Raw genomic sequence first — 26,074 nt, 5'->3', positions numbered from 1 at the left:
GAAAGAAAAAAGAAACACCGATGCCGGGCGGCCCCGTCAGCGTTGCACCGGCTTGACCGCCACGAGGGGCAGCACCAGCGTGAAGGTCACTTCCTTGCCCTGCACGCTGCAGCTCACGTCGCCACCGAGCATCTGCGCGATGCCCCGGACCCAGTACAGCCCGAGCCCCGAACCCGAGTACTGGTGGGCACTGGGTGCCCGGTAGTATTTTTCGAACAGCCGCTGCAGGTCCGGCGCGCCGACCGCACCCACCTGATTGACCACCGACAAAGCACACTGGGGCCTGCCCGTTGAGGCCATCGGTCGCACCGCCACATCCAGCACCACCATAGACCCGGAGGCGGAATATTTGAGCGCGTTGTTCACCAGGTTGCGAACCATCATCAGCACCCGCTCCAGCCCGCCCGCCACCAGCCACCGGTCGCCATGCGCCAGCGTGGACAGGCGCAAGGTATCCACACGCACATGCCGGATGTGCTCCGCCACCAGGCGGTCCAGCAGCGCGGACATCTCGCAGGTCCCCAGCGCCGCCTGGACCGAGAACCCCTCGTCGTCGCTCATCCGGTGCTCCAGCTCGCTCGTGGCCTGCACCTGCTGCAACACCTCGCGCATCTGCTGCACCGAGGCCTCGATGCGATGCAGGTCGCGCAACGCCGCGTCGCGCGAGGCATGGCCGACCTGGGGCAGTTTGCGCTCCAGTGCCGCCCGGGACAGGGCCACGACGGACAGGGGTGAACGGATTTCGTGCAGCAACATGCTCAGGAAGCGCTCGTCTTCCTCGCGCCGCTGGCGCTCGATGTGCACTTGCTGCTGGATCAGCGCGAGCTCGCGCTGATCCAGCTGTAGCTGGCGGCGCAGCAGGACGCCACGGCGCAGCAGCACCAGATGGAGGATCACGGCGGTCAGCAGGTTGATGAACACCCCCGGGTAGAGCTGCATGAATCCCGAGTCCAGCCAGCCCAGGTGGGTGGCGTACAGCAGCCCCAGGAACACCAGGGTGATCACCATGTTGATCCGCAGGAGGTTGAGCAGGAAAACGTCGTGGTACTTCAGCGCCAGCACCATGCACACGCCCAGCACGAGGGAAGCCGGCATGACGACGTTGTTCAGCTGCAGGGCCAGATCGACCCGGTCGAGCGCAATCAGGATCAGTTGCACCGGCAGCGCCGCCAGCGTGAGCCACCACAGGCGCAGCAGCCAGGCGGGCGCTCCGTACTGCCGGTACAGCAGCCGGTACAGCAGGGCGCCGCAGAAAAACAGCACGAAGCCACTGAGCACCGACGCCAGGTCGGCGGCCCGGGGCTGGTCGGGGAACAGGAACTGGTTGCCCAGCCCGAAGTAGAAGACCACGGTGGCCAGCGTGGCGAACTGGAACAGGGCATTGGCGGCCCAGAACCGGTCGCGGTAGAGCACCGAAGACAGCGCCGAGGCCAAGGCCAGGACCAGCACCGCGCCGCAGTACAGGCCCACGCCCGCGAGCGTGAACGCGTTTTCCCGGTCCGCCACCTGCGGGCTGAGCAGGCGCACGCGGATGTTGAGCGCGTTGCGTGTGACCACCCGCACGAACGCGCGCTGCCCCTGGTCCAGCCGCATGTCGGCGCTGAAGGCCAGGTCTTTGCGCATGCGCTGGTCGAAGGCGATGCGATCGCCTTGCTGGTGGACCTGCCAGCCAGACGCCGTGCTGCGGTCCGGGACATAGATGCGCACGTCGTCGAGGTAGCTGGGCTGCACCACCACCACGGCGACGCCCCCCGGCGTCGCCGCGGAAGCCCGCACCTCGAACCAGCGCGCCGCGCTGGAATGACCCAGCGCCATCACCGGGGCCACGGGTTCAAACGCGGTGGGCGGCAGCGCCGACACCGTCTGGATGTCCATGATTCCCTGCGGATCGATGGCCAGCCCCACCACCGCCAGCCCCGCATCCCCCTCGATCAGGCTGGCCAGCCCGATGCTGGCCCACGCCGTGCACAGCGCCACCACCACACTCACCAGGTGGCCGTGGGCGCCGGAGAAGGACGCGCGCTCCAGCAACGACGCCCAGGCCTGGCGCCACCACCCGCCGCGGGGCTTGGGCGCGGCGTCGGTGGTCAGCATCCGCGCGGCACAGCGGCTGACTCTGGCTTGATGGCGTCCCGGGTGAAGCCCATGTCAGTCCGCCCCGGCCGCGATCTGCCGCAGCGCCTGCTCGAACACCGCCACCGGCTGGCCGCCCGAGATCAGGTGCCGGTCGTTGATGATCACGGCGGGCACGGAGTGGATGCCGTTGTTGTTGTAGAACTGCTCGCGCTCTCGCACGTCCTGCGCGAACGCGTCGCTCGCCAGCACTTCGCGGGCACGCGCCTCGTCCAGGCCCACGCTCACCACCGCCGCCAGCAGCACCGCGTGGTCGGCCGGACTTTCCGCACGGCCGTGGTAGGCCTCCAGCAGCGCTTTCTTCAACGCGTGCTGCTGACCCGGAGTGCCGGCCTCTCCAGCCCACTGCAGCAGCCGGTGCGCGTCGAAGGTGTTCCAGATGCGCCCGCGGCCTTCGGCCTTGAATGTGAACCCCGCTTCGGCGCCGCGCTGGCGGATGGTTTCGCGGATCTGCGCCTGTTGTTCGGCCGTGCTGCCGTATTTTTGTGTCAGGTGTTCGCTGATGTCCTGACCCTCAGGGCCCATCTGCGGGTTCAGCTCGAAGGGCTGGAAGTGCATCTCGGCGCTGATGTCGCCCTGCACGGCGGACAGCGCCTGTTCCAGCGCGGAGAGACCGATCGCGCACCAGGGGCAGGACACGTCGGACACGAAATCGATTTTCAGGTGTGTGCTCATGGGTCAGGATGGTAAGGCCGGTGCAAGCCCCGCGCACGCTCGTGGGCTTGCGCGACAATCGACGTCTCGCCATTCAACAGCCGTCCTTCTGTCTCCACGCACCATGACCGACCGCTACGCCGTCATCGGCAACCCCATTGGCCACAGCAAGTCTCCCCTGATCCACGCCGCCTTCGCGCAGGCCACGGGCCAGGACATGGAATACACCGCCATCGAAGGTCCGCTGGACGGCTTCAAGACCACGGTGCAAGCCTTCATCGCCGCCGGCGGCCGCGGCATGAACGTGACGATTCCGTTCAAGCTGCAGGCCTTCGAAATCGCCACCGACCCGATGGAATCCGCCCGCCTGGCCGGCGCGGTGAACGCGCTCAAGTTCGAGGGCGACCGCATCCATGCGCAGAACTTCGACGGCCTGGGCCTGGTGAACGACATCCAGCGCAACCTGGGTGTGTCGCTGGCGGGCAAGCGTGTGCTGATCTGCGGCGCGGGCGGCGCCACGCGCGGCGCCATCCTGCCGATCGCCATGCAGAAGCCGGCGCTGATCGCCATCGCCAACCGCAGCGCCGACAAGGCGCACGGCCTGAAGGTCGACTTCGCGGCCCACGCCACGCTGCAGACCGGGGGCTACGAAGACCTGACCGGCGAGCGCTTTGACGTGGTGCTCAACGCCACCTCCACCGGCCTCTCGCAGGCCGATCTGCCGCTGGCAGCCAGCGCCTTCGCGCCCGGCGCGCTGGCCTATGAGCTGGTCTACGGCAAGGGCCTCACCCCCTTCCTGAAGCAGGCTCAGGCCGCGGGCGTGCAGAACATCGCCGATGGCGTGGGCATGCTGGTCGAGCAGGCGGCCGAGGCCTTCGAGTGGTGGCGTGGCGTGCGCCCGGACACCCAGCCGGTGATCGCACGCTTCACGATTCCTCTGGTCTGAGCCCGTTTTGACTTCGCACCGCTGGGCACAGGCCGTGCCCCTGCTGGCCGTGTTCGGCTCCGTGGTCGCGCTGGGCATCGGCACCTCGTTCGCCAAACAGCTGTTTCCGCAGGTGGGGTCGCTCGGCACCACCGCGCTGCGGGTGGGCTTTTCGGCGCTGCTGTTGCTGCTGATCTGGCGCCCCTGGCGCTGGCCGCTGTCGAAGGCAGACGCGAAAAGCCTGGTGCGCTACGGCGTGGCGCTGGGCTGCATGAACCTGATGTTCTACCAGTCGTTGCGCACCATCCCCTTCGGCGTCGCGGTGGCCATCGAGTTCAGCGGACCGCTCGCGGTGGCCTTCTTTTCGTCGCGCCGCGCGATCGACTACGTGTGGATCACGCTGGCCGTGGTCGGCCTGGGCCTGCTGCTGCCGCTGGGGCACGACGTGGCCAGCCTCGACCCCGAAGGCGTGGTGTTCGCACTCGGCGCCGCGGTGTGCTGGGCGTCGTACATCGTGTTCGGCAAACGCGTGGGCCATCTGCACGCGGGCCACTCCGTCGCTCTGGGCCTGACCATGGCGGCGATCACCGTCGTGCCCTTCGGCATCTGGCACGCGGGCAGCGCCCTGCTGGACCCGGGCATCCTGCTGTTCGGACTGGGTGTGGCCGCGGTATCCAGCGCGATCCCGATCTCGCTGGAAATGGTGGCGCTCAAACGTCTGTCGCACAGCGCGTTCGGCGTCATGGCCAGCATGGAGCCGGCCGTGGCCGCGCTGCTCGGCCTGCTGGTACTGGGCGAGCAGCTGAGCGGCCTGCAGTGGCTGGCCATCGGTTTCATCATGGCCGCCGCTGCCGGCAGCTCGGTGACAGCGCAGCCCGACACCCACCACGGACCCGCCGACGAAATCGTGCAGTGATCGCTTCGCGGTGACGTGATCAGGGTTTTCACTGATGAACTCTAGTCCTCTATAGGACTAGAGTTCATCACATGAACAAACCCCTTCACCTCGTCCCGCCCGCAGAACCCGGCCTGAGCCGCTACGCCTCGCTGGCGCAGGCGCTGCGTGCGCGTGTGATCGCGGGTGAGTGGTCGCCCGGCTCTGCGCTGCCCGCCGAGAGCCAGCTCGCCACCGAACACCGTGTGGCCCTGGGCACCATGCGGCGGGCACTGGAGCTGCTGGCCGAACAGGGCTTCATCGAGCGCATCCACGGCAAAGGGACTTTTGTGCGCCAGGGGCTCTCGGGCGCGACCATGCTGCGCTTCTTCCGTTTCGACAGCGGCACCGGCGAGGTGCCGGTGTCGCGCATCCTGCAGCGCAGTCGTGTGAATGCGCCGGCCGCGGTGTCGCGGGTGCTGGGTATTGGCACCGGGGAACCGGTTCTGCGCCTGCACCGCCTGCGTCTCATGGGCGGCCAGCCCCGCCTGTTCGAAGAGCTCTGGCTCCCGCTCGACCTGTTTGAGCCGCTGGCCGAGGACGACCTCAGCGCCTGGGACGACCTGCTCTACCCCATGTTCGCGCGCCGCGTGCAGGTCCACGTGCACCGCGCACTGGACGACATCGGCTTTGCCCAGCTCAGCGCCACACAGGCCCGCCACCTGGGCCTGCCCGCCGGCCACCCCTGCGCGCAGGTACAGCGCTCGGCCTACGACCTCACCGGGCGCTGTGTCGAACTGCGCATCACGCGCGGTGACGCGCACGCGTTTCACTACACCGTCAACATCACCTGAAGGAGACACCATGAGCAAGATCTGCATTCCCATCGACGTCCGGCTCTCGCGCCGCACCCTCATCACGGCGGCGGGCGCGACCCTGGCCGCCCCCTGGATCGGCGCGCACGCGCAAGGCAAGATCGCTGACGGCAAGCCGATCACGCTGGTCGTCTCTTACCCGCCCGGTGGTGGTGCCGACCTCATGGCCCGCACCATCGCGCCCCGGCTGGAGGCCGCGCTCGGCCAGACCGTGGTGGTGGAAAACAAGGCCGGTGCCAGCGGGCAGTTGGCGGCCGGGCATGTGGCGCGCGCGACCGCCGACGGCAGCGTGCTGCTGCTCGACGCCTCGTCGTTTGCCGTCACACCCTCGCTCTTTCCCAAGCTGCCGTACAACGCCGCCACCGCTTTCACGCCCCTGGCGGTGCTGGCCACCTTCCCCAACGTGCTGGTGTGCACGCCGAGCTTCGAAGCAAAGAGCGTGAAAGACGTGATCCGCCTGGCCAAGGCCGGTCCGCTGAACTACGCCTCGTCGGGCAACGGCTCGGCCCAGCACCTGGCCGGCGCCCTGTTCGAGCAGCGCGCCGGCGTGACGCTGACCCACGTGGCCTACCGCGGCGGCGGCCCGGCCATGAACGATGTGATGGGCGGCCAGGTGCCGCTGTTCTTTGCCAACGTGGCTTCGTCGCTGGGCCACATCAAGGCCGGCAAGCTGCGACCGCTCGCCGTCACCAGCACGCTGCGCGCACGCTCCCTGCCCGACGTGCCGACCATGGCCGAGGCCGGCGTCAGCGGCTACGAGGTGCTGGAGTGGAACCCCATCCTCGGGCCGGCTGGCATGGCCGCCGATGTGAAGGCCACGCTGGTCGCTGCCATCCGCAAGGCGCTGGAAGACGCCGAGGTGCTCGGCCGCATCCGCCAGCTCGGCGGCGACGTGTTTCCCGACGCCAGCCAGCAGAGCGCGGGCAAGTTCATCGCTGCGCAGCAGGCGCTGTGGGCCAAGGTGATCAAGGAACGGAACATCACCACCGGATGAACACGCACCACACCCCTGGGGATGGCTGGGACTGTCATGTGCATGTGTTCGACCCCACGCACCCGGCACAGGCTGGCCACTACCAGCCGGTGCTGCGCGACCTGCCCGAGATCGAGCAAACCGCCTCGGCGCTGGGCATGGGCCATCTCGTGCTGGTGCAACCCAGCGTCTATGGCACCGACAACAGCCTGATCCTGCGGGCGCTGGCCCGGGAGCCGGGCCGTCACCGGGGTGTCGCGGTGGTGGACACCGCCGTCACCGACGCCGAACTCGACGACATGCACCGGCTGGGCGTGCGCGGCGTGCGCTTCAACCTGGTGTCACCGGTGGGCAACGGGCCCGATGCGTTTCGCGTCTTGTCACCACGCCTGAAGGCGCGCGGCTGGCACGTGCAGTGGTATGCGTCGCCCGAACAGCTGGGCACCATCGCCGAGCTGCACCAGGGCAGCGGCCTGACCGCCGTGCTCGACCACCTGGCCGGCCTGCACGCCCAGCTGCCCGCAGCGCACCCCGCCTGGAACACGCTGGAGCGGCTCGCCGCTCAGGGCGCCTGGGTCAAGCTGTCGGGCTGGTACCGGCTGAATGCCACGGCGCCCTACAGCGCGTTGCAAGCCTCCATTCGCCGGGTCGCAAGCCTGATGGGCGAGCACCTGGTCTGGGGCTCCGACTGGCCCCACACCGCGTTCGCGCCCGACGCATTGCCGCCGTATGCAGGCGTGTGGCAGCCGGTGGTGGATGCATTGGGCGGCACCCGCGCCGCCCTGGTGCGCGCAGCGGGCGCCACGCTGTACGCCTGATCCGATCAAGGAACGGGCATGTGCATCCTGCTGGCCGAAGACTTGCCCCCTCCCCTGCCAGCTGTGCGGCGGGCAGGGGTGTAGACCGCTCAGTTCGCCGACGGCACCGGGTGCAGCGGCTTGAGCGCCGGCATTCGGAAGTTGCCCTTGCCACGCTGGTCGTTCACGGTCGAGGTGTTCATCGAGAACAGCAGCGTGGTGTAGGCCACCGCATCGGCGTTCACGTCGAGCGCCGCGTCGTTGTTGTTGGCGTAGGTGTCGCAGGCCTGGTGGTAACACGGGTCGTAGGCCTGGCCTGCGGTGCCGCCCCAGGACGCGGCCTCGGCGGCTGTCTTGATGCCTTCGGCGCCAGTGAACAGGCCACCCGCCGGGATCAGGTTTTCGATGAAGGCCCGGTAGTCCGAGCGCCCGTCGAAGTCGGTGCCCTTGAACGGCACACCCCGCTGCATGTAGTAAGCCTCGAACGCTTTTTCGATCTGATCCGATCCGCCCGGGCCGGGGCCTTCACCCGTGGCGTCCGAGTCGTCGCCGTCGTAGACGAAGAACACGTGGTTGGGCGAACCGATCATGTCGAAGTTCAGGTACAGCGCGATGCGCTCCTTCTCGGCCTGGGACAGCCCGTCGACATAGTTCGTGGAGCCCACCAGACCGGCCTCTTCCGCGCCCCACAGCGCAAAGCGCAGCTTGTTGCGGGGCTTGACCTTGGCCATCTGGACCGCGGTCTCCAGGATCGCCGCGACACCCGATCCGTTGTCGTTGATGCCCGGGCCTTCGTTCACCGAATCGAGGTGCGCACCCACCATCACCACGTTGTTCGGATCACCCGAGCGCGACTCCGCGATGACGTTGCTGGTGGTCGCCTCGCCACGGAAGGTATCGGTCTTGAGCCTGAGCACCAGGCCCGGCGTCGCCGCCAGCTGCTGCCCCAGGGCCTGGGTGACCGAGGTGACACCGATGTCCAGCGCGAAGGCCTCGCCCAGCGTGCCGTTGAGGTCGCCGTCGGCGTTGTTGTAGATCACGACACCGCTGGCCCCGGCCGCATGGGCGTTGGTGGCCTTGATGGCGAAGGTGCAGGCCCCGCGGCTGATGAGCGCGATGTTCCCGGCCGGAAAACCGGCGAAGTCTGCGGCCTCGCAGCCTGGCGTGGCATCGGCTGGCGGGGCCAGCAGGGCCGTCACCGGGGCCGTGATGTCGCCGCTGCCCGAGTACTCCATGGTGTTGTTGGCCAGCGGCGCCGTCGGTCCGGGCGCCACCTGCTCCAGCACGGTGCCCGAGAGGGTGATGAAGGTCTGGAACTGGAAGTCCGTGATGGTGACCAGGTAGCCCGCCTCGCGCAGCACCTCCGCCGCGTAGCCCACCGAAGCGTCGTAGCCCGGCGTGCCCGAGGTGCGGATGCCGTTGTTCGCATCCGCGATCGCCTGCAGGGCCGCCTGGTGGCGCCGCACGCCGTCGAGCGTGACGCATTCGAGCAGCTTCTGGAACGTGTTGTTGACCCTGTTGGCGCAGCTGGAGGAATCCCCCGATGCAGAAGAGCCGGCAGGCGCCAGCTTGGCCACCGCCGCGTCGCCGGAGGTGGCGCTGCCGCTCTCGCCACCTCCGCCGCAAGCCACCACGAGCATCGCAGCGACCGCCGTCGCACTCCACCGTCCTCGGGCCGGGCGCCGAGCATCCATACCGGTCTTCTTCATATCCGTCTCCTGTGTGTTGTTGACGTCATCGGGTCCCGTCGCCATCGATCGACTGGCATCCCGGTCAGCACCGACCGCGAGGGGGAAGGCAGCGTACTCCCCCGCTCGGGACAGCCACAAGAGCACTTACAGACCGACACGAATGAAACGGATTGAACCCACCACCGGAGCCATGGAGCTTGGATCTGGCCGCGCATTGACCGGGCTGCTGCGCGCCGCCCGTGTACGCACCCGTGGAGCGCTGACTGCGCTCAGGTGGCAGCTGGAGGCGACACCAGGCGAACCTCGTTGGGCTGCCGGCCGGGCCGGAGCTCGAAGTGCGCTGGAAACTTCTTGAACAGCTTGGTCGATAGCGCGCTCTTGCCCAGCAAGCCGCCATCGCGCAGGGCCTTGGCCACTTCACCCAGGGGTAGCCAGGCACCGGCTTCGAGGGCCGGTACCGCGACGAGGATGCGCGGCACCGTGAGGCCATCGCCAGGCGCGGCCGGTTTCGCGGCCGTCTTGCGTGCCGGCTCCTTCGGGGCGGGTGGGGCCGCGGGCACTTCCTTGCGGGCGACCGCCTTTTTGGCCGGCACCTTTTTCGCAGCGGCCTTGGTGGTCGGCGCAGCCGCGGGCGCCGAGCGGCGGGCCTTCGCGGGCGCTGCCGCTGGTGCAGGCGACGGCGCTGAGGTCCGAGCGGACCTCGCAGGTCCGACATACAACACGCGGTCGTAGGCCGGCACCGCTTCGGGCGCCATCTTGCTCGCCTCGGAGACGCAGACCACCTGGATGCCGCGTTCCCGCAGCCGCACCACCAGCGGCACAAAGTCCGCATCGCCCGAGCCGATGACGATCATGGCCGGCGCTGGCTGCTGGCAGGCAAACGCCATGGCATCGGCGGCGAGCGCGATGTCGGTCGTGTTCTTGCTCAGCGACAGGTTCACGAACGGCCGGATGGCCCAGGTGCGCAGCGTGTCGGCCAGGCCCTTGAGGTTTTCGGCGCTGCCATAGGCCCGCCGCACCGCGAAACTGCCCTCGGCGGTTTCGAGTGCCTTGAAGGCTTCGTCCACCCAGGCGGGCGAAGAAAGGTTGTCCGCATCGATCAGAAAAACCCGCATGGCTGTGTCCTCCTTGGTTGAGCCTGCAATGTACACAGTGCCACCAGCCTGGCTTGTCAAGGACAGGCTGGTGGCCAGGCTGCGAAACCCGCAAATGCCGTACAGGCCGCCCGTTCCTTGCCGACTGCCATCCGCACTCTCGGCTGCGATATCAGCCCGGCAGCGCGAACACAGTCGCGGCGGCAAACGTGGCAGGGAGCGTGGCCGGGACATCGCTGGCCGGTCCACATACCTCGTGCAGCAGAAGCGGCCTGGCCACTTCGATGCGGAATCGGCCGCGACCGGTGCGCTGGATTTGCATGGCGGCATGGCGCTCTGCGAGTCGACGCTGCAGCAACAGCAGGCGCACGCTGAGGTTGTCCTGCACGGCGGGAAGGCGCAGTTCGTGGCCAGAGAGTCGAAGCTCACGCGTGCTGAACTCGCAGCGCTGATGGCGCACATGTTCGCGCGCGAGCTTCCAGAACAGTGAACCAGCCACGCCCTTGATCAGGTAGTGCGTGTCCAGGAACACGCTGCCGTCGCACGGGTAGTAGCGCACCTCGACGGGTTCAGTTTGCGGAATCAGCATCACCGCAGCAGTTCCTTCAGGTGGCAGTGGCGGGCTTGCGAGCGGCATCAACAAGCGCTCGAATCGCCCAGCGCCGCACGCGCCGCGCTTCGGTGTCGTCGAGTTGCAGAACATCCTTGAGCGCCAGCATGGACTCGGTGCCGACCACCATCGCCAGCGCGCGCGTGAGCGTTTTCAGCGCGACAGGACGGAACTGGCGACGCGCCGGCTCCAGCGCCGCCTCGATCAGCGGCGTGCGGCGGTTCTGGCGCATCGGGATGGTCGAGTCATCGGTACGTCGCACACTGCGATCGAGCGCGTGCTTCATCATCAGGCGCAGGGCAACCTCGTTGTCGCGGATCATCGCCTCAAGCGCCGAATCCACTCGCTCCATGCGTGCCACCGGGTCCTCGGGTGGCCCGTCGAGGAACAACTGCTCGGGCTGGGGCGTATCGAGATCCAGGGATGCCTCGACGATCAACGCGTTGACATCAGGAAAGTGACGGTACGCAGTGGCGCGCGAGACCATCGCCTCCTCGGCAACCTCCTCGAGGCTGGGATTCCGGCCCTGGCGTGTGAGCCGTGCAGCGGCCTGCAACAAATCTTTGCGTGTGCGGCGCAACTGATTCGCGCGCGCCCCGGATTCGTTCTTCATGCCGCCTCCTGCTGTGGCAACTGTTCGAGGATGGCCTCGACGTCGTCGTTGGCCTGGTGGCGGAAGTGCTCGTCGAGCACGCGATCCATCTGTGCGCGGGAAAGTCCCATTCGAATTTTCCTTTTGCCTGTTTTTTAATGAGACGATTTTCTCGTAACTGGATTCATTTCGCAAGAGGGGTTTGTTTTAGCAAATTTTTAGCGTTTGGTTAGCTAACTCTTCACATCGCGGCCAGGTGCTGGCGATCAAACTTTCCGGACCTCCACACATCCCGGAAAGGACCACAGCAATGCCCTCGACTTTTTCCCTCGCTGCCGCAACCTGCGCGCTCCTCGCGCTGGCGGCCCCTGGCCCGGCTGCCGCATTGGACGGGGATCGCGTGCTCGTCGCGCGCGGCCGCTACCTGGCTCAGACCGCCGGCTGCAACGACTGTCACACGCCCGGCTACGCATCGGCCGAGGGCCGCGTTCCCGAAGCGCTATGGCTCACCGGCGATCCGCTCGGCTGGAACGGCCCCTGGGGAACCACCTACGCGACCAACCTGCGTCTGTACATGCGCGAGCACAGCGAGTCTTCGTGGCTGCGCACCGCACGCAGCTTCAAGCCGCGGCCGCCGATGCCGTGGTTCAACGTGCACGCCATGGACGAGCGCGACCTGCGCGCGCTGTACCACTACATCCGTCACCTGGGTCCGGCTGGCGCACCGGCACCGGCCTACGTACCACCCGGACAAGCTCCCGCGGGACCTGTCGTGCAGTTCCCCGGCTGACGCATGCCCATAAACCCACTCCCAATCGTTTGAAAGGAATCCTGACCATGGACCAACCCACCTTGCTGCCGGCGCGCCGCATCGGCCCCGACACCGACCTGTTCTGCACTCACGTGCCTTTGCCCGGCCTGGGCGTACTGCCGGTCAATGCGTATCTGATCCACGCCCGCGAGCCGGTGCTGGTGGACACCGGCATCGGCGCATTGCGCGATGACTTCGTGGCTTCGCTGGCCGCGAGGATGGACCCGGCTGATCTGCGCTGGATCTGGCTCACCCATGCCGATGCGGACCACATGGGCGCGCTGCGCGCCGTCATGGATGTGGCGCCGCAGGCCCGTGTCGTCACCAACTACCTGGGCGTGGGCAAGCTGGGACTGCATCAGTTGCCGCTGGAGCGCACCTGGCTGCTCAATCCGGGGCAGGCGCTGGACGTGGGCAACCGCCGCCTGCTCGCACTGCGTCCGCCGGTCTACGACGCGCCAGAGACGATGGCCTTGTTCGATACCCACACCCGCCACCTCTTCAGCTCGGACTGCTTCGGCGCGGTACTGGCGGAGGCGGCCGGGTCGGCGGCAGAAGTCAATTCGGTCGAACTGCGCGAGGGGCTCGCGCTGTGGGCGACCATCGACGCGCCCTGGCTCGCACAACTCGACCGTGAAACGCTGGCGGCCGCGTGTTTGCCATGGCGCGACCTTCGGCCGCTGCGTGTGCTCAGCAGCCATTTGCCCCCAGCCGAGAAGATCGAGGCGTTGCTCTACTCGGGCCTTGAGTCTGCGCGCGAGCGTGCGCCCTTCGTCGGCCCTGACCAGCAGGCTTTCGAGCAGGCGATCCGGCTCGCTGAGCCCGCACTCGCATGAGCCACTGGTCGTCCTGGTCGTCAGCGACGGTTCCTGCGCGGCGCGCGATGCTGCGGGCTCACGCCTCCGATGTGCTCAGGCGCCGGGAACGAACACCATCGCGATGCTGACCCAGACACCGAAGCTGAAGTAGGGCGTCAGCCAGAGCGCGTCGGCCTTCCACGCGGCCCAGTTGCCGCTGCGCACGCGACGTTGCCAGGCGTCGCGCGCGCCCTGGTCGAGGCGCAAGTAGGCTTGCCCGCCCGCGCGCCCGTGCCGGTAACGGCGCCAGTACATCGGCGCGTCCACGCCCACGACATAGGCAACGAAGGCCATCGAGCAGAGAATCCCGAAGATCGCCAGCGAGTTCACCCAGCCACTGCTGTCGAGAGCGATGACGCCCAGCAGGGCCGCCATCCACGAAAAGCCAGCCGCCCAGAGCATGGACTCGACGGCCTGGCTGAAGTGATTCAGCGTCAGCACGCTGTGCCAGCAGAACCCCTGTGCCACCACCATGAACACCGGGACCGCCCAGGCGGCCTTTTGCACCCACGGCATGCCAGCATGCACGCCCAGCTGCTGGACCAGCAGCCCCAGCTGTATCGCGAAGCAGATCTCGGCGACCGTGGCTGCGGCGCGGCCCAGGAAGATGCTGGACAGGCGCGTGTCCACGACCACGAGCCGCTCGAGGTCCACCCGGGGCAGCACCGAGCGGTAGGCGCACACCAGCACGTAGACACCGCTGACAGGCCCGAAGTGCCATACGGCCAGCCACAGGCACACATTCAGCGCGGCCAGCGCACACAGCGCCCGCCACCACGACCGCACGTTCGCGTCTGCTCCTGCAAGTCCTAGCGCAATACTGTGGCGAAATGATGACATCAGGCGACGAGCTTAACCGGCTGACGATCGCAGAGGCAAGCGCCTTCGCCGCAACAGTCGCGGACTCGCGCGTTGCACACAAACCGCAGCCAGAACCCGAGGTGGCTTCAAGCGCCGCAGCACGTCAATCCCGGTCCGGCGCCCCCAATGGGAAGAGCGGGCGAAACGGCCGCGCCTCTTCCACCGCGCGCGCAAACGACGGGCGGGCCAGCAAGCGCGCCCGGTAGGCGCACAGCGCGGGATACGTCTCGGGAATCGGGTGCACCCAGTCCGCGTAGAACAGCGAGGGCGCGGCGGCGCAGTCGGCCAGCGTGAAGTGTTCGCCATGGGCCCATGTCTTGCCGGCCAGGTGCCCTTCGAGCCAGACGTAGGCGCGCTCCAGCCGCTCGCTGGCGATGGCCCGCCCTTTGTCGACCGTCATCGGATAGCGCTGGAGCGCGGTGTCCACCGCCAGCTGCATCGCGCTCATCACGTACAGATCGAAGTAGCGGTCGAGGAAGCGCACGTCCAGCGCGGCCATCGGGTCGGCGGGCAGCAGGCGCACGGGGCCGGGGTGGGCAAGCTGCAGGTATTCGATGACGAGGCTGGTCTCGACGATCTGGCGTTCGCCATCCAGCAGCAGCGGGAACCGGGCGATGGGCCAGCGCCGCAGCCACTCCGCTGCGTGCTCCGGCGTGTCCGGCCCGATACAACGGAATTCGAACGGGGTGTCGTTCTCGTAGAGCGCGATGAGCGCTTTCTGGGTGTACGAAGAAAAGGGGTGACCGTAAAGCACGAGCGACATGGCGGAACCTCTTGATTCAAACCGCTGGCAGCAGGCAGGCGATGCACTCTACAGGACCTGTCAGCCGTCGGACAGTTCCCCCACCGGTTCGCCACGACAATGGCCCGGTGAAAGCCCACCACTTCGCCCAGCTCGTCGGCCTCTCCGCGCTCTGGGGCGCCTCCTTTCTTTTCCTGCGCATCGCCAGCCCCCTGCTCGGACCGCTGGTGCTGGCGGGTGGGCGCGTGGCGCTCGCGGCGCTGACGCTCTCGGTGATCATGCGCGTGCTCAAGCACCGATGGCCCTGGCAGCACTGGCGCGAGCTGCTGGTGCTCGGCTTGCTCTCGGTGGTGGTGCCGTTCCTGCTCTACGCCTGGGCCGCGCTGCGCCTGCCCGCGGGCTACAGCGCGCTGCTCAACACCACCGCGGTGCTGTTCGGCACGCTGTCATCGGCCTGGTTCAAGGAAGACACCCTGACCGCGCGCAAGCTGCTGGGTTGTCTGTGCGGCTTCGTGGGGGTGGGCCTGATCGTGCGGCTCGGGCCGGTGCAACCCGATACCCCCACCCTGCTGGCCGCGCTGGCCTGCATCGGGGCCGCTGCCTGCTACGGCATGTCGACCCCGCTCATGAAACGCGCCACGGCGCACATGCAGCCGCTGGCCATCGCGGCCGGCATCCACGTCATCTCGCTGGTGCTCGTGCTGCCGGGTGCTGCGCTGGCCTGGCCACAGGCGCGGTTCACGCCCGCCGCACTGGGCGTGTTGCTGGTGCTGGGTGTGATCACCTCGGGCCTGGCCTACTGGGCGCACCTGCGCATCATTCGCCACGTGTCGCCGGTGGCGGCGATGAGCCCGGTGTTCCTGATCCCGGTCTTCGGCGTCACCTGGGGCCACCTGGTGCTGGGCGAGGTGGTGTCTTCCGGCATCTTCGCGGGTGGTGCACTGGTGTTGCTGGCGACCGCGCTGGTGACGGGTTTCAACCCGCTGCGCCGCAGTGGCGTGGAAGACCCGATCCCCTGAAGGGGTGGCCAGCGGGCGGGCCCGGTCCGCCGCTTCAGCGCCGCGACTTCAAAAGGTCGTAGGCGTCGCTCACGCGCTTGAAGGCTTCTTCGGCCAGCTTGTGCACCAGCGGCGACACATGGCCCAGCCGGTCCGGGTGGTACTGCTGCAGCAGCGAGCGGCGCGCCCGCTCCACGGCATCCCAGGAGCTGTTGCGTGCCAGACCCAGCACCGCCCACGGATCCATGGGCGCGGAAGCTGGCGCCTCCGGTATTTCGGCGTCTGCGTCGGCATCCGTTTCGTCTTCGTCGGCGGCTTCGACCTCGAGCCGCTGCACGACGCAGATGCTGTCCTGCCAGTGCACAGCGTATTCCGCCTGGCAACCGGGGCAGCGGATTTCGCCGGGCTCGGGCAGGTGCGGAATGCGCAATCGTTTCTGGCAGCAGGTGCAGCGCAGGATCCCGTGTGGCGGTGCCGCGTCATCCGGCTCGGCCGATTCGGTTTCAGCCTCGGCCTCTGCCACCCTGGCCTCCAGCGCGGCGCGCAACAGCTCGGTTTTCGACATCGGCCGCTGCCGCAGCTCGGCCCGCAGGGCTTCGCACACCGCGGAGTGAGCCCCATGTTCGCGGTGCATCGCGGCCAGTTCGTCCACCGCAAATCCCTGCAGCGGGCGCTGGCGGTTGGGCGGCGGCAGCAGTTCCAGATCGGCGGGTTCGGTAGCCAGCAGCCGGCAGGCGTGCAGCAGGTCTTCACCGGTCAGGTCGTCGCAGGCCAGCGCGTCGGCCGGGTCCAGCAGCCCCGCGAGCATTTCGATGGTCAGGCGCGGCAGATCGAGAAAAACCGCACAGGCCTCGACCACGTCATCGTCCAGCGATTCGATGGGCCGGAAACCGATACGCAGCTGGCTCAGGCTCCAGTAGCTCACGCCCAGGGTCGAGGCCAGTTCGCTCAGCGAAAGGTTGCGTTCGTCGGCACATTGCGAGAGCGCGGCGATCAGCAAGCCGCCGGGTCGGGAAATCTCGTCAAGGTTCAGGCGCCCGCTCCAGGCGACGGGAGCGAATTCGACCGGTTTTTGCCGGAAGGCCGATGCGGCGTCGCGGGCGGTGGCTTGTTGCATGGCGTCTGGCGTTGGTCCTGGCTGGACAGAAGAGGGAAAACAAGCCTCTGATGGTAGCGACACTTTCGTGGCCGATCGATCAGAACGCGTGCAGCAGTCCCGCGGCGCAAGAAGTGCGGTCGTCGCCGTTGCGCTTGACGCAGTCCACGTACAGCGAGGTGCGCTCGGGCAGGTTCGCTTTGACCGCAGGGTCCGGGCACGCCCACCCTATACTGGCAAAATGAACCAGTCAGTACCTTCTGCCGTTCCCACCCCCACGCCCACCGGTCGCACCAACGACCCGGCGCGAACCATGGCCAACATCCTCGATGTGGCCATTGCAGAATTCGCTGAAAAAGGTCTGGCTGGCGCGCGCATCGACGAGATCGCCGCCGCCACGCAGACCAGCAAACGCATGATCTATTACTACTTCGGGAGCAAGGAAGGCCTGTACCTGGCTGTATTGGAAGAGGCCTACCGGGGCATGCGCGAGATCGAAGGCCTGCTGCAGCTGGACGACCTGGAGCCCGAGGCGGCGTTGCAGAGGCTGATCGGGTACACCTTCGACCACCACGCCAGCCACGAGCGCTACATCCGGCTGGTGATGTCAGAAAACATCCAGCGCGGCCAATACCTGGCGCAAAGCACCAGCATCCAGCAGCTCAACGTACCGGCGATCGCCTCGATCCGCCGCCTGTATGAACGCGGTGTGGCCAGCGGTGTCTTTCGCCCGGGCCTGGACCCCATCGACATCCACGCCTCGATCTCGGCGCTCACGTTCTACAACGTGTCCAACCGACACACCTTTGGCCTGATCTTCAAGCGCGACTTCACCAACCCCGAAGTGGCCGCCCAGCGCCGCGCCAACGTGATCGAAACCATCCTGCGCTTCGTGCGCCACTGACCGGACACCTGCACACCATGAAAAAAATCCTCATCCTCAACGGCCCCAACCTCAACCTGCTGGGCACCCGCGAGCCCGCGCAATACGGCCACACCACCCTGGCCGATGTGGAGGCGTTCTGCAAAGCCCATGGCGAGCAGATCGGTTACGAGGTGGAGTGCCTGCAGAGCAACTGGGAAGGTGCGCTGGTCGACAAGATCCACGAATACGGCCGCCTTTTCAAGGAAGGCAAGGCCCTGGGTGTGGTGATCAACCCCGGCGCGCTCACCCACACCTCCATTGCCCTGCACGACGCCATCAAGGGCGTGGACCCCTTGCCCGTGATCGAGTGCCACATCTCCAACGTGCACGCCCGCGAAGCCTTCCGCCACCACTCGTGGGTGTCGCCCGCGGCGGCCGGCATCGTGATCGGCTTCGGCGTCGACGGCTACCTGATCGCCATGGACGGTCTGGTGCGCAAGTTCGTGAACTCGGCCGCCACCCAGAAGCCCTGAGGGCCTTTCCGGGGTTACCCGGAATGCGTTCGATCAACGAACGAATTTGCGCGTTGATCGAACTCCCACAGCCGCTCGATGCGCTCACAAAGCGCGAACCCGACCTACAGTGGCGCACTGCCTTCCACCACACAGCGCGACCCCATGATCAACGGCAACACCGAACTCATCGCCCACATCGGCTACCCGACGCACAGCTTCAAGTCGCCGATGATCTACAACCCGTACTTTGAACACGTGGGCGTGAACGCCATCGTGGTGCCCATGGGTTGCCAGCCGGCCGACTACCCGGCCTTTCTCAAAAGCGTGTTCACGCTGACCAACATCCGCGGCGCGCTCATCACCATGCCGCACAAGGTCGTCACCGTCGGCCTGCTCGACGACGTCACCCCCACCGTGAAAGTGGCCGGCGCCTGCAACGCGGTCAAGCGACTGCCCGATGGCCGCCTGGTGGGCGACCAGTTCGACGGTGCCGGCTTCGTGCGCGGCGTTCAGCGCAAGGGCCTTCAACTCGTCGGCGCGAGTGTGCTGGTGGTCGGCAGCGGTGGCGTGGGCTGTGCCATCGCCGCCTCGCTCGCGGGCGAGGGCATCGCCCACATCAGCCTGTTCGACGTCAACACCTCCTCGGCCGAGGCCCTGGGCCAGCGCATCCGCGACAACTACCCGGCCATCGACGTGAAGACCGGCAGCAACGACCCCGCCGGCTTCGACCTCGTGGTCAACGCCACGCCCATGGGCATGAACGAAGGCGACCCCCTGCCGCTGGACGTGTCGCGCCTGGACGCCCGCACCTTCGTCGGGGAGGTCGTGATGCGCACCGAAATGACCGCCTTCCTCAGCGCTGCACAGGCCAGAGGCTGTCGGGTTCAGGTGGGCTCCGACATGCTGTTCGAAATGATTCCCGCGTATCTGGAATACTTCGGCTTCACCACCACCACGCCCGAAGTCCTGCGCTCGGTGGCCCGCCTGAGTTATTGATCCCAGCGCCCTTTTGCCGCACCCCCTGTACCCCCGCCCGGCCCTGGGCATCGCGCTGGCCATCGCCGCCACGCTCTGTTTCGCCCTGCTCGACACCACCTCGCAGTTCGTGGGCGGGGTGGTGCCCGTGTTCATGGCCATCTGGCTGCGCTTCCTGGTGCAGACCGGCATGACCGTGGCGCTGCTCTGGCCCAGTCAGGGCAAGGCCCTGTTCCACACCACCGCACCCGGCTGGCAGTTGCTGCGCGGTGCGCTCATGGTGACATCGGGCACCGTGGCCTACATGAGCCTGCGCTTCGTGCCGGTGGGCGACTTCACCGCCATCCTCATGCTCGTGCCGCTGGCCATCACCGTGCTGGCCGCGCCGCTGCTGCGCGAACGCGTGCCCGCGCTCACCTGGTGGCTCATCGCGGGCGGCTTCGCCGGCGCGCTCATCGTGATCCGGCCCAAGGGCAGCGACTTCCAGGGCGCCATGCTGCTGCCGCTGGCGCTCGTGCTCATCAACGCGCTCTACCAGATCGTCACCAGCAAGATGGTGAAGACCGAAGACCCCGGCACCATGCACTTCTACACCGGGCTCACCGGCCTGGTGTTCGGCACGCTGGCGCTGCCCTGGTCGTGGGCGCCCATGGCCACCTGGCAGCTCTGGGCGCTCGTGGCGCTCATGGGCGTGTTCGGTTCGCTGGGGCACTACGTCATGATCCAGGCCTACCACCGCGCCCCGGCCTCGCGTCTCACACCCTATATGTACGCCCAGATCGGCTTCGCGACGCTCGCAGGCTGGATCGTGTTCGGCTACGCCCCCGATGTGTGGACCGTGGTGGGCGTGGCGCTGATCGCGGTGTGCGGTGCGCTGGGGGTCCGGGTCCGGCAGGGCTGAGGGGTGGGGAGCGGCCCGAGACAGACGATCTCAATGCGGCCGATCACAGGCTGCGTCGAACCATCATCTCCTTGATCTTGCTGATGGCCCCCGCAGGCAGCAGGCCCTTGGGGCACACGTCCACACAGTTCAGGATCGAGCGGCATCGGAACAGGCGAAAAGGGTCGTCGAGGTAGTCCAGCCGCTCAGCGGTGGCCGTGTCGCGGCTGTCCACCAGAAAGCGGTAGGCCTGCAGCAAGCCGGCCGGCCCGACGTATTTGTCCGGGTTCCACCAGAAGCTCGGACACGCCGATGAGCAGCACGCGCACAGGATGCATTCGTACAGCCCGTTGAGTTCTTCGCGCTGCTCGGTGGATTGCAGGCGCTCCCGCTCCGGGGCGGGCACCTCGTTGAGGAGGTAGGGCCTGATCGAGTGGTACTGCTTGAAAAAGTCGGTCATGTCGACGATCAGGTCGCGGATCACCGGCAGGCCGGGCAGGGGTTTGAGCGTCACCACGCGCGGCAGCGTGTTCATGTTGGTGATGCAGGCCAGTCCGTTCTTGCCGTTGATGTTCATGGCGTCCGAGCCGCAGATGCCTTCGCGACATGAGCGCCGAAAAGACAGGCCCGGGTCCAGGGCCTTGAGGCGCATGAGCACGTCGAGCAGCATGCGATCGCCGGGCTTGACGTCGAGCTCCAGCGTCTGCATGTAAGGCTTGGCATCAAGGTCCGGGTCGTAGCGGTAGATCTTGAAGGTGTGCATGGAGGTTCTTTCAGTGGGGGCTTATGACTTCACCAGCCGCTGAATCCAGTCGAGCAACACGGTGGGCAACGAGGCCGGTGTCTGCAGCAGGGCGTGGTGCTGGGCGCCGAACACGGCGGGCAGGTAGCTGGCGGCCTGCCGGTCCACGGCCAGGCAGAACGGCGAGATGCCCTGCAGCCTGGCTTCGGTCACGGCCTGGCGGGTGTCTTCGATGCCGTAGCGCCCTTCATAGACATCGTTGTCGTTGGGTTTGCCGTCGGACAGGAGCAGCAGCAGCCGGTGCGTGGCGCCTTCGCGCATGAGCGTGGCGCTGGCGTGGCGCAGGGCGGCGCCGGTGCGCGTGTACTGATCGGGTTCGAGCGCCGCGATGCGCAGCGCCACGGCGGGGCTGTAGGGCTCGTCGAAGCGCTTGATGTCCCACAGGCTCACCGCGGCGGGCCCGTTGCCCGAGAAGGCCTGCACCGCGAAGGGCTCGCCCATCGCACCGAGGGCGATGCACACCAGCAGCAGGGCCTCGCGCTCGACGTCGATCACCCGGCGGCTGTTCGAGATCCAGCCGTCTGTGGAGCCGCTGACGTCGATGAGGATCAGGATGGCCATATCGCGCCGGGTGCGCTGTTGTGAGCAATACAGGTCGTCGGCCATGGGCCAGCCGGCGCGCAGGTTCGCCAGACCTTCCACGCAGGCTTCGAGGTCGATGTCGTCGCCGTCGGTCTGGCGGCGCCGCAGCGTGCGCTGGGGGCGCAGGGCCGCGAAGCGCTGGCGGATGGCGCCGAGCAGCGCGCGGTGCGCGGCCAGCGTGTCGTCCACCCATTGCTGCGCGCCGGCCGGTGCCGCCAGCAGACGCACCGTGGCGCCTGGGTGGCGGTAGGCCTCGATCCGGCAATCCCACTCGGGGTAGCTGAACGCCTGGGGTGCGTCGGACGCTGCGGCCTTGGCGTGACGGGGCTGCACCGTGGGCGGGTCATCGGACAGTAGCACCTCCCGGGCCTGGTCCGGGGTCCAGACCAGCCGCGCCTGCGCCAGCTCCGAGACCAGGTCGGCGAACTCGTCGGCCGCCGCATGCTGGTCGCGGTCGGTGGGCCGCTGCATGCCGAACGGGTCCTCCGCCTGTTCGTGGGGTACCTCGGGCGGGATCATCCACGCGCCCGGCGCTGCTTCGTCCTCCTGCCCGGCGCCTTCACGCACTTCGGGGCGACGTGCCAGGCGCGCGCTGCGAGTCGCGCGGTCGGCGGTGTCGCCGACCCCGTCACTGCCCGCCAGGGGAGAAACCATGGCCTCGCCCGGCGTGCGCAACTCGCCGGTCCAGCCATCGCGGAACAGGAGCGGGACGCCCAGGCGCCCCGCGCTGGGCAGGTCGCGGACCATTTCGGCGGCGAGGAGGTGCGCGATGCAGGCCGATTCTTCCGGCGACGCATGGATGGGTGCGTGCACATTCGGCCCCTCGCAAGGCTGCGCGATCAAGTCGCGCACCCAGGTCTCCAGCGGGCGGCGCGCAGCCGGGAACTGTGCCAGCGGCGGGCGGGCTGCGAGCGCTGCCCGGCGCAAGCCGTTCAAGGAGCTGGACATGCCGCGCAACAGGCGCGCCAGCGCAGCGTCAGCCGCGATGGCTTCCAGCAGCAGGTAAATGTCGAGAACCAGCGGCGAGTCACAGAGGTCCACGCACGCAGCGCTGCCCCGGCTCGCCCGCATGGCCTGCACCAGGGCCATGGTGCGAAAGCGGTCCATGGCCAGAGCGGTATCCGCGAGGCCGGTTTCCGACGGCAGCCAGATGCACTGGCCGTCGGTGGCCGGCAGCGCCATGCGCGCCTGCGGGAAACCGCTGCGCTGGAAGGTCTTGGCAAGCCAGGTGGGCCTTGCCGGCATCTGCGCCGTGCGCAGGCGGTAGGCCGTGCCGAACACCGCCTCGATCAGCAGGCCCAGTCGCGGCGCCACATCGACCAGCAGGGTCACGGGCCGGGAGGGTGCCCTGGCCCGATGCCGTCGCCACAAGCGCTGTGTGAAAACGGTCGCGTGCCGGGCCACGTCGGTGATCACGTCCTCGGCTTCGGCCATCGGGGTGTTCCTCGATCAGATGAAGGTGGCGTCGACCAGGTCGCGCATCGCACCCACCAGCGCTTCGTCGTCCGACAGCGGCGACACCACAGCACTCAGGCAAGCCTGCCGCGGCGGGATGCCACTGACCACCAGCGCGGCCGCCGCGATCAACAAGCGGGTGCTCGGCACCTCCGCCAACCCGCGGTCGCGCAGTTGGCGCAGCCGTTGCCCGAACGACACCAGCGCCACGGCCGTGGCATGGTCGGCACCGGCCTCGCTCTGGATGATGGCCGCCTCTCGCGCGGCCGGTGGAAAGTCGAAGTCGAGCGCCACGAAGCGCTGCCGCGTGCTGGGCTTGAGGTCCTTGAGCATGCGCTGGTAGCCCGGGTTGTAGGAGATGACCAGCTGGAAGCCGGGAGCCGCCACCAGCGTTTCACCGGTCTTGTCGATGGGCAGGATGCGGCGGTGGTCGGTCAGTGAATGCAGGACCACCATGGTGTCCTGCCGCGCTTCGACCACCTCGTCCAGGTAGCAGATGGCGCCCTCGCGCACGGCACGGGTGAGCGGCCCGTCCTGCCAGGTCGTGCCGTCGTGGCGGATCAGGAAGCGGCCAATCAGATCGCTGGCGCTCAGGTCGTCGTGGCAGGAGATCGTGACTAGGGGGCGTTTGAGCTTCCAGGCCATGTGTTCGACAAACCGCGTCTTGCCACAACCGGTCGGGCCTTTGAGCATCACCGCCAGCCGCAGGGCGTGGCAGTGCTCGAAGATGGCCACTTCTGCGCCCGACGGCAGGTAATACGGCTCGTCGGCGGTCGATCGCTCTGACCCGTCCAGTGGGCCGACGGTGTGGAGCAGTGGAGCGGCCAAGGGGTCCCTCACAGGGTTGACAAGATGGCTTCGGCTTTGGTCGAGCGAGGCGCACCGGGGTCCGCCTCGACATCGAAGCGCGGTGCATGGCGGAAGAAGTCGTAGATGAACAGCCCCACGCCGATCGCGAACAGCGAGCCGGTGGCGATCAGCATGACGAAGTGCACCTGTATCTTCAGCTGCGCGTCGAGGTAGCCCATGCCCATGATGCGTTCCAGATAGACCTGCGCGATGCCGGCGGTGGCGAACGAGAGCGTCATGCCGAACATGCCGCCCAGCTGCATCCAGAACGCCCAGTAGCCGAGGCTGCTGCCTTGTTCGCTGCGCCCCGGCGTCATCGCCGGCAGGGCATAAGTGATCATGGCCAGCACGATCATCGCGTAGGCCCCGTAGAAAGCGGCGTGCCCGTGCATGGCGGTGATCAGCGTGCCGTGGGTCCATTTGTTGACATCCGGAAACGTGTGCGCCAGGCCCAGCAGGCCGGCACCGAACAGGGTGAACAGCGCGCTGCCGATGGTCCAGTGCAGCGCCAGCGTGTTGGGGTGCGACAGGCCGGCGCGGCGCATGGCCGAATACGCGAACATCGCCATGCCCACCAGCGCGGCGGGCTCCAGCGCGCTGAAGATGCCGCCGATGGGCAGCCAGTACGACGGAACGCCCACCCAGTAGTAGTGGTGCGCCGTTCCCAGGATGCCGGCGATGAAGACCAGACCCACGATCACGTACAGCCACTTCTCCATCACCTCGCGGTCGGCACCGGACAGGCGGATCAGCAGGTAGGCCAGGAAACCGCCCTGGATCATCACCCACACGCCCTCGACCCAGAGGTGGATCGTCCACCAGCGGTAGTAGATGGAGACGGTGTAGTTTTCGTACTCCAGCAGCGCGGGCAAATACAGCAGAGCGGCCAGGCCGAGGCCGAGCACGAGCACACCTTCGGTGGTGGTGAAGCGTCTGGAGCGCCAGATCGTCATGCCGATGTTGTAGAGAAAGATCAACATGCAGATCACGATCACGATCTTGTGCGGCAGGGGCTGTTCCAGCAGCTTGTTGCCGGTGCCGTAGCGAAACAGATAGCCCACCACGGCGGTCACGCCCATCAGGGTCCAGAGGACCAGCTGCACGTAGGCGAGCCTGGTGCTGTAAAGCTCGGTGCGCGATTCGTCGGGCACCATCCAGTAGGTGGCGCCCATGAAACCGGTCAGCACCCACACGATCAGCAGGTTGGTGTGGATCACTTTGGTCACGTCGAACGGCAGGATGTTCAGCAGGGGATCGGGTCCGACGTATTTGGCGGCCGACAACAGCCCGAACACCAGTTGCAGCCCGAACAACACCATGGCCACGGCGAAATACCAGTAAGCAACCGATTGAGACCTGTAGCGCATGTCAGAACTCCTGCAGAAGTGGCGGCGGGGGCCCGCTGCCCGAGTGGGTTTGGCGGCTTCGAAGCCCGTTACTTGAAAGTCGCCAGGTACGCAGCGAGGTGGTTGACCTGTTCGGGTGTCAGGTCCTTGTCGTAGGTGTTCGGCATGAAAGAGACCCCGTCGGCCGAGTACATGGTGCCCGCGACCAGGTGCGCGCTGGGCTGGGTGATGGACTCGCGAATGAAGGCCTCCAGGTCGGTGGCGCTGCCCTTGTAGCCGGGTGACGCCAGGGTCTGCTGTGCGCGTGTGGCGATGCCGGCCAGCGAGGGGCCCGCCATGTCGGCTCCCGCCGTGAGGGAGTGGCAGGCGGTGCAGGCGGGTGCGGCGGTTCGGAACACGCGCTCGCCCAGGGCCACCGGGTCCTTGGCGGAAGCATCCGCGGTCGATCCTGCTGCAGGCGTCGATGTCCCCGCCACGGCGGCTTCGAGGGTCGGTTTGCCGGCCCCTGTGCCAGAGCCGGTGACCGTGATCGGCCGCGGTGGCCAGTCCTGGTTGTCCACCCGGCTGACCCAGTCCAGGAACGCGATCAGGCCGTCAATGTCGGCATCGCTCAGGTCCTGTCGGGGCATCAGCCGGCGGTGGCGCTGTTCGTCGTAAAACTTCGACGGGTCTTTCAGGAAGGCCCGCAGGTAGGGCGCGCCGCGCTGTTGCGCGATCTTGGTGAGGTCGGGTGCGTAGTACGCCCCTTCACCGAACAAGGTGTGGCAGTTGATGCAGTTGTTCTTGTGCCAGACATCCTTGCCCAGGGTGACCGCGGGCGTGATGTTCTGTGCGTTCGTCAATTTCGGAAACTGGCGGTGGCTGTCGACAGTGAGCCCCAGAAAAATCAGCGTGGCGAGCAGGGTGGAGCCGATCGCGAAGTAACGTGCCTGGCGTTTGTTCATGTGTCTGCTCCCGCGTCAGACGCTGATGCCCGTCCAGTAGATGATGCTGATGGCGCTCGCGTACGCGATACCGGCCAGCATCAGACCGAGCACGACATGGCTGAACACCTGGAGACTTCGGTACGCGGTCATGGGGAGCACCTCGACGGTTGCGCCTGCGCGCTCTCGGAGGCGAGAGAGGCAGGCAGACGGTGCATGTTGGCGAGTCCGCGCCACTCGGTCCGTGCGGTAGCGTACCGAGCCGAGGGCGCTTGCGAGCAAGCGCCCTCCTGACCACC

The 26,074-nt window shown here is 67.5% G+C and carries 26 protein-coding genes; 12 read left to right on the top strand and 14 right to left on the bottom strand.

What is annotated here, in order from left to right; all coding sequences use genetic code 11:
* Positions 1 to 36: 36 nt before the first annotated feature.
* Complete coding sequence (locus AC23D4_RS00445) at positions 37 to 2,094, bottom strand: sensor histidine kinase (RefSeq protein ID WP_472888843.1); 2,058 nt, start codon at positions 2,092 to 2,094, stop codon at positions 37 to 39.
* Positions 2,095 to 2,148: 54 nt separating this feature from the next.
* A complete protein-coding gene (locus tag AC23D4_RS00440) occupies positions 2,149 to 2,808 on the bottom strand; it encodes a DsbA family oxidoreductase (protein WP_472888844.1) in 660 nt (219 codons plus the stop codon).
* Between the two features lie 103 nt (positions 2,809 to 2,911).
* Between AC23D4_RS00440 and aroE the strand changes: the two genes are divergently transcribed.
* The 5 genes from aroE to AC23D4_RS00415 all read left to right on the top strand — a co-directional run bounded on the left by aroE (position 2,912) and on the right by AC23D4_RS00415 (position 7,252).
* The gene (gene aroE, locus AC23D4_RS00435; RefSeq protein WP_472888845.1) at positions 2,912 to 3,733 is read left to right on the top strand and encodes a shikimate dehydrogenase; all 822 of its coding nucleotides are present in this window, start codon (positions 2,912 to 2,914) and stop codon (positions 3,731 to 3,733) included.
* A gap of 7 nt (positions 3,734 to 3,740) precedes the next feature.
* Positions 3,741 to 4,628: an EamA family transporter gene (locus AC23D4_RS00430; protein WP_472888846.1), complete on the top strand. Its 888-nt coding sequence runs from the start codon at positions 3,741 to 3,743 to the stop codon at positions 4,626 to 4,628.
* A 71-nt stretch (positions 4,629 to 4,699) separates the two neighbouring features.
* Entirely contained in the window at positions 4,700 to 5,440 is a 741-nt protein-coding gene (locus AC23D4_RS00425) for a GntR family transcriptional regulator (protein WP_472888847.1), read from the top strand.
* Between the two features lie 10 nt (positions 5,441 to 5,450).
* The gene (locus AC23D4_RS00420; protein ID WP_472888848.1) at positions 5,451 to 6,455 is read left to right on the top strand and encodes a tripartite tricarboxylate transporter substrate binding protein; all 1,005 of its coding nucleotides are present in this window, start codon (positions 5,451 to 5,453) and stop codon (positions 6,453 to 6,455) included.
* On the top strand, positions 6,452 to 7,252 hold the full coding sequence (locus AC23D4_RS00415) for an amidohydrolase family protein (protein WP_472888849.1): 801 nt from the start codon (positions 6,452 to 6,454) through the stop codon (positions 7,250 to 7,252). Before AC23D4_RS00420 ends, AC23D4_RS00415 begins: the two co-directional genes overlap by 4 nt.
* Positions 7,253 to 7,341: 89 nt before the next feature.
* On the opposite strand, the gene AC23D4_RS00410 is transcribed toward AC23D4_RS00415, so the two are convergent.
* The 4 genes from AC23D4_RS00410 to AC23D4_RS00395 form a co-directional block, all read right to left on the bottom strand.
* Positions 7,342 to 8,940, bottom strand: coding sequence for a M28 family metallopeptidase (locus AC23D4_RS00410; RefSeq protein ID WP_472888850.1), 1,599 nt, complete (start codon positions 8,938 to 8,940; stop codon positions 7,342 to 7,344).
* A gap of 251 nt (positions 8,941 to 9,191) precedes the next feature.
* Positions 9,192 to 10,037, bottom strand: coding sequence for an NYN domain-containing protein (locus AC23D4_RS00405; protein ID WP_472888851.1), 846 nt, complete (start codon positions 10,035 to 10,037; stop codon positions 9,192 to 9,194).
* Positions 10,038 to 10,188: 151 nt separating this feature from the next.
* On the bottom strand, positions 10,189 to 10,605 hold the full coding sequence (locus AC23D4_RS00400; RefSeq protein ID WP_472888852.1) for a hypothetical protein: 417 nt from the start codon (positions 10,603 to 10,605) through the stop codon (positions 10,189 to 10,191).
* Positions 10,606 to 10,621: 16 nt separating this feature from the next.
* Positions 10,622 to 11,239: a TetR/AcrR family transcriptional regulator gene (locus AC23D4_RS00395; protein ID WP_472888853.1), complete on the bottom strand. Its 618-nt coding sequence runs from the start codon at positions 11,237 to 11,239 to the stop codon at positions 10,622 to 10,624.
* Positions 11,240 to 11,528: 289 nt separating this feature from the next.
* Between AC23D4_RS00395 and AC23D4_RS00390 the strand changes: the two genes are divergently transcribed.
* Together AC23D4_RS00390 and AC23D4_RS00385 are read left to right on the top strand one after the other, a co-directional pair.
* Positions 11,529 to 12,008, top strand: coding sequence for a c-type cytochrome (locus AC23D4_RS00390; RefSeq protein ID WP_472888854.1), 480 nt, complete (start codon positions 11,529 to 11,531; stop codon positions 12,006 to 12,008).
* A 47-nt stretch (positions 12,009 to 12,055) separates the two neighbouring features.
* Positions 12,056 to 12,865, top strand: coding sequence for an MBL fold metallo-hydrolase (locus AC23D4_RS00385; protein ID WP_472888855.1), 810 nt, complete (start codon positions 12,056 to 12,058; stop codon positions 12,863 to 12,865).
* Between the two features lie 75 nt (positions 12,866 to 12,940).
* On the opposite strand, the gene AC23D4_RS00380 is transcribed toward AC23D4_RS00385, so the two are convergent.
* Complete coding sequence (locus tag AC23D4_RS00380; RefSeq protein WP_472888856.1) at positions 12,941 to 13,672, bottom strand: hypothetical protein; 732 nt, start codon at positions 13,670 to 13,672, stop codon at positions 12,941 to 12,943.
* A 178-nt stretch (positions 13,673 to 13,850) separates the two neighbouring features.
* Positions 13,851 to 14,510, bottom strand: coding sequence for a glutathione S-transferase family protein (locus tag AC23D4_RS00375; RefSeq protein ID WP_472888857.1), 660 nt, complete (start codon positions 14,508 to 14,510; stop codon positions 13,851 to 13,853).
* A gap of 107 nt (positions 14,511 to 14,617) precedes the next feature.
* Between AC23D4_RS00375 and AC23D4_RS00370 the strand changes: the two genes are divergently transcribed.
* Positions 14,618 to 15,508, top strand: coding sequence for a DMT family transporter (locus tag AC23D4_RS00370; protein ID WP_472888858.1), 891 nt, complete (start codon positions 14,618 to 14,620; stop codon positions 15,506 to 15,508).
* Positions 15,509 to 15,542: 34 nt separating this feature from the next.
* Here the strand turns inward: AC23D4_RS00370 and AC23D4_RS00365 are convergent, their stop codons facing one another.
* Entirely contained in the window at positions 15,543 to 16,604 is a 1,062-nt protein-coding gene (locus AC23D4_RS00365; protein ID WP_472888859.1) for a DnaJ domain-containing protein, read from the bottom strand.
* A 220-nt stretch (positions 16,605 to 16,824) separates the two neighbouring features.
* Here AC23D4_RS00365 and AC23D4_RS00360 point away from each other — a divergent pair, with 220 nt between their 5' ends.
* The 4 genes from AC23D4_RS00360 (at position 16,825) to AC23D4_RS00345 (ending at position 19,839) form a co-directional block, all read left to right on the top strand.
* A complete protein-coding gene (locus tag AC23D4_RS00360) occupies positions 16,825 to 17,487 on the top strand; it encodes a TetR/AcrR family transcriptional regulator (RefSeq protein ID WP_472888860.1) in 663 nt (220 codons plus the stop codon).
* A 17-nt stretch (positions 17,488 to 17,504) separates the two neighbouring features.
* Positions 17,505 to 17,981 (top strand): type II 3-dehydroquinate dehydratase, encoded by a 477-nt coding sequence (gene aroQ, locus AC23D4_RS00355; RefSeq protein ID WP_472888861.1) that lies wholly within the window; start codon positions 17,505 to 17,507, stop codon positions 17,979 to 17,981.
* 144 nt (positions 17,982 to 18,125) lie between these two features.
* Complete coding sequence (locus AC23D4_RS00350) at positions 18,126 to 18,959, top strand: shikimate dehydrogenase family protein (RefSeq protein ID WP_472888908.1); 834 nt, start codon at positions 18,126 to 18,128, stop codon at positions 18,957 to 18,959.
* 13 nt (positions 18,960 to 18,972) lie between these two features.
* Complete coding sequence (locus AC23D4_RS00345) at positions 18,973 to 19,839, top strand: DMT family transporter (RefSeq protein ID WP_472888862.1); 867 nt, start codon at positions 18,973 to 18,975, stop codon at positions 19,837 to 19,839.
* 43 nt (positions 19,840 to 19,882) lie between these two features.
* On the opposite strand, the gene AC23D4_RS00340 is transcribed toward AC23D4_RS00345, so the two are convergent.
* From AC23D4_RS00340 to AC23D4_RS00320, 5 genes are all read right to left on the bottom strand, one after another.
* Entirely contained in the window at positions 19,883 to 20,581 is a 699-nt protein-coding gene (locus AC23D4_RS00340; protein WP_472888863.1) for a succinate dehydrogenase iron-sulfur subunit, read from the bottom strand.
* 21 nt (positions 20,582 to 20,602) lie between these two features.
* Positions 20,603 to 22,636 (bottom strand): nitric oxide reductase activation protein NorD, encoded by a 2,034-nt coding sequence (locus AC23D4_RS00335; protein ID WP_472888864.1) that lies wholly within the window; start codon positions 22,634 to 22,636, stop codon positions 20,603 to 20,605.
* 15 nt (positions 22,637 to 22,651) lie between these two features.
* Entirely contained in the window at positions 22,652 to 23,485 is an 834-nt protein-coding gene (locus AC23D4_RS00330) for a CbbQ/NirQ/NorQ/GpvN family protein (RefSeq protein ID WP_472888865.1), read from the bottom strand.
* A gap of 8 nt (positions 23,486 to 23,493) precedes the next feature.
* On the bottom strand, positions 23,494 to 24,873 hold the full coding sequence (locus tag AC23D4_RS00325) for a cbb3-type cytochrome c oxidase subunit I (protein ID WP_472888866.1): 1,380 nt from the start codon (positions 24,871 to 24,873) through the stop codon (positions 23,494 to 23,496).
* Between the two features lie 68 nt (positions 24,874 to 24,941).
* Complete coding sequence (locus AC23D4_RS00320) at positions 24,942 to 25,796, bottom strand: c-type cytochrome (protein ID WP_472888867.1); 855 nt, start codon at positions 25,794 to 25,796, stop codon at positions 24,942 to 24,944.
* Positions 25,797 to 26,074 lie beyond the last annotated feature (278 nt).

The organism is Hydrogenophaga sp. L76 (genome assembly GCF_057654755.1).
Note: the sequence above shows the minus strand (reverse complement) of the source record. Positions and strands in the feature narration are given on the sequence as shown.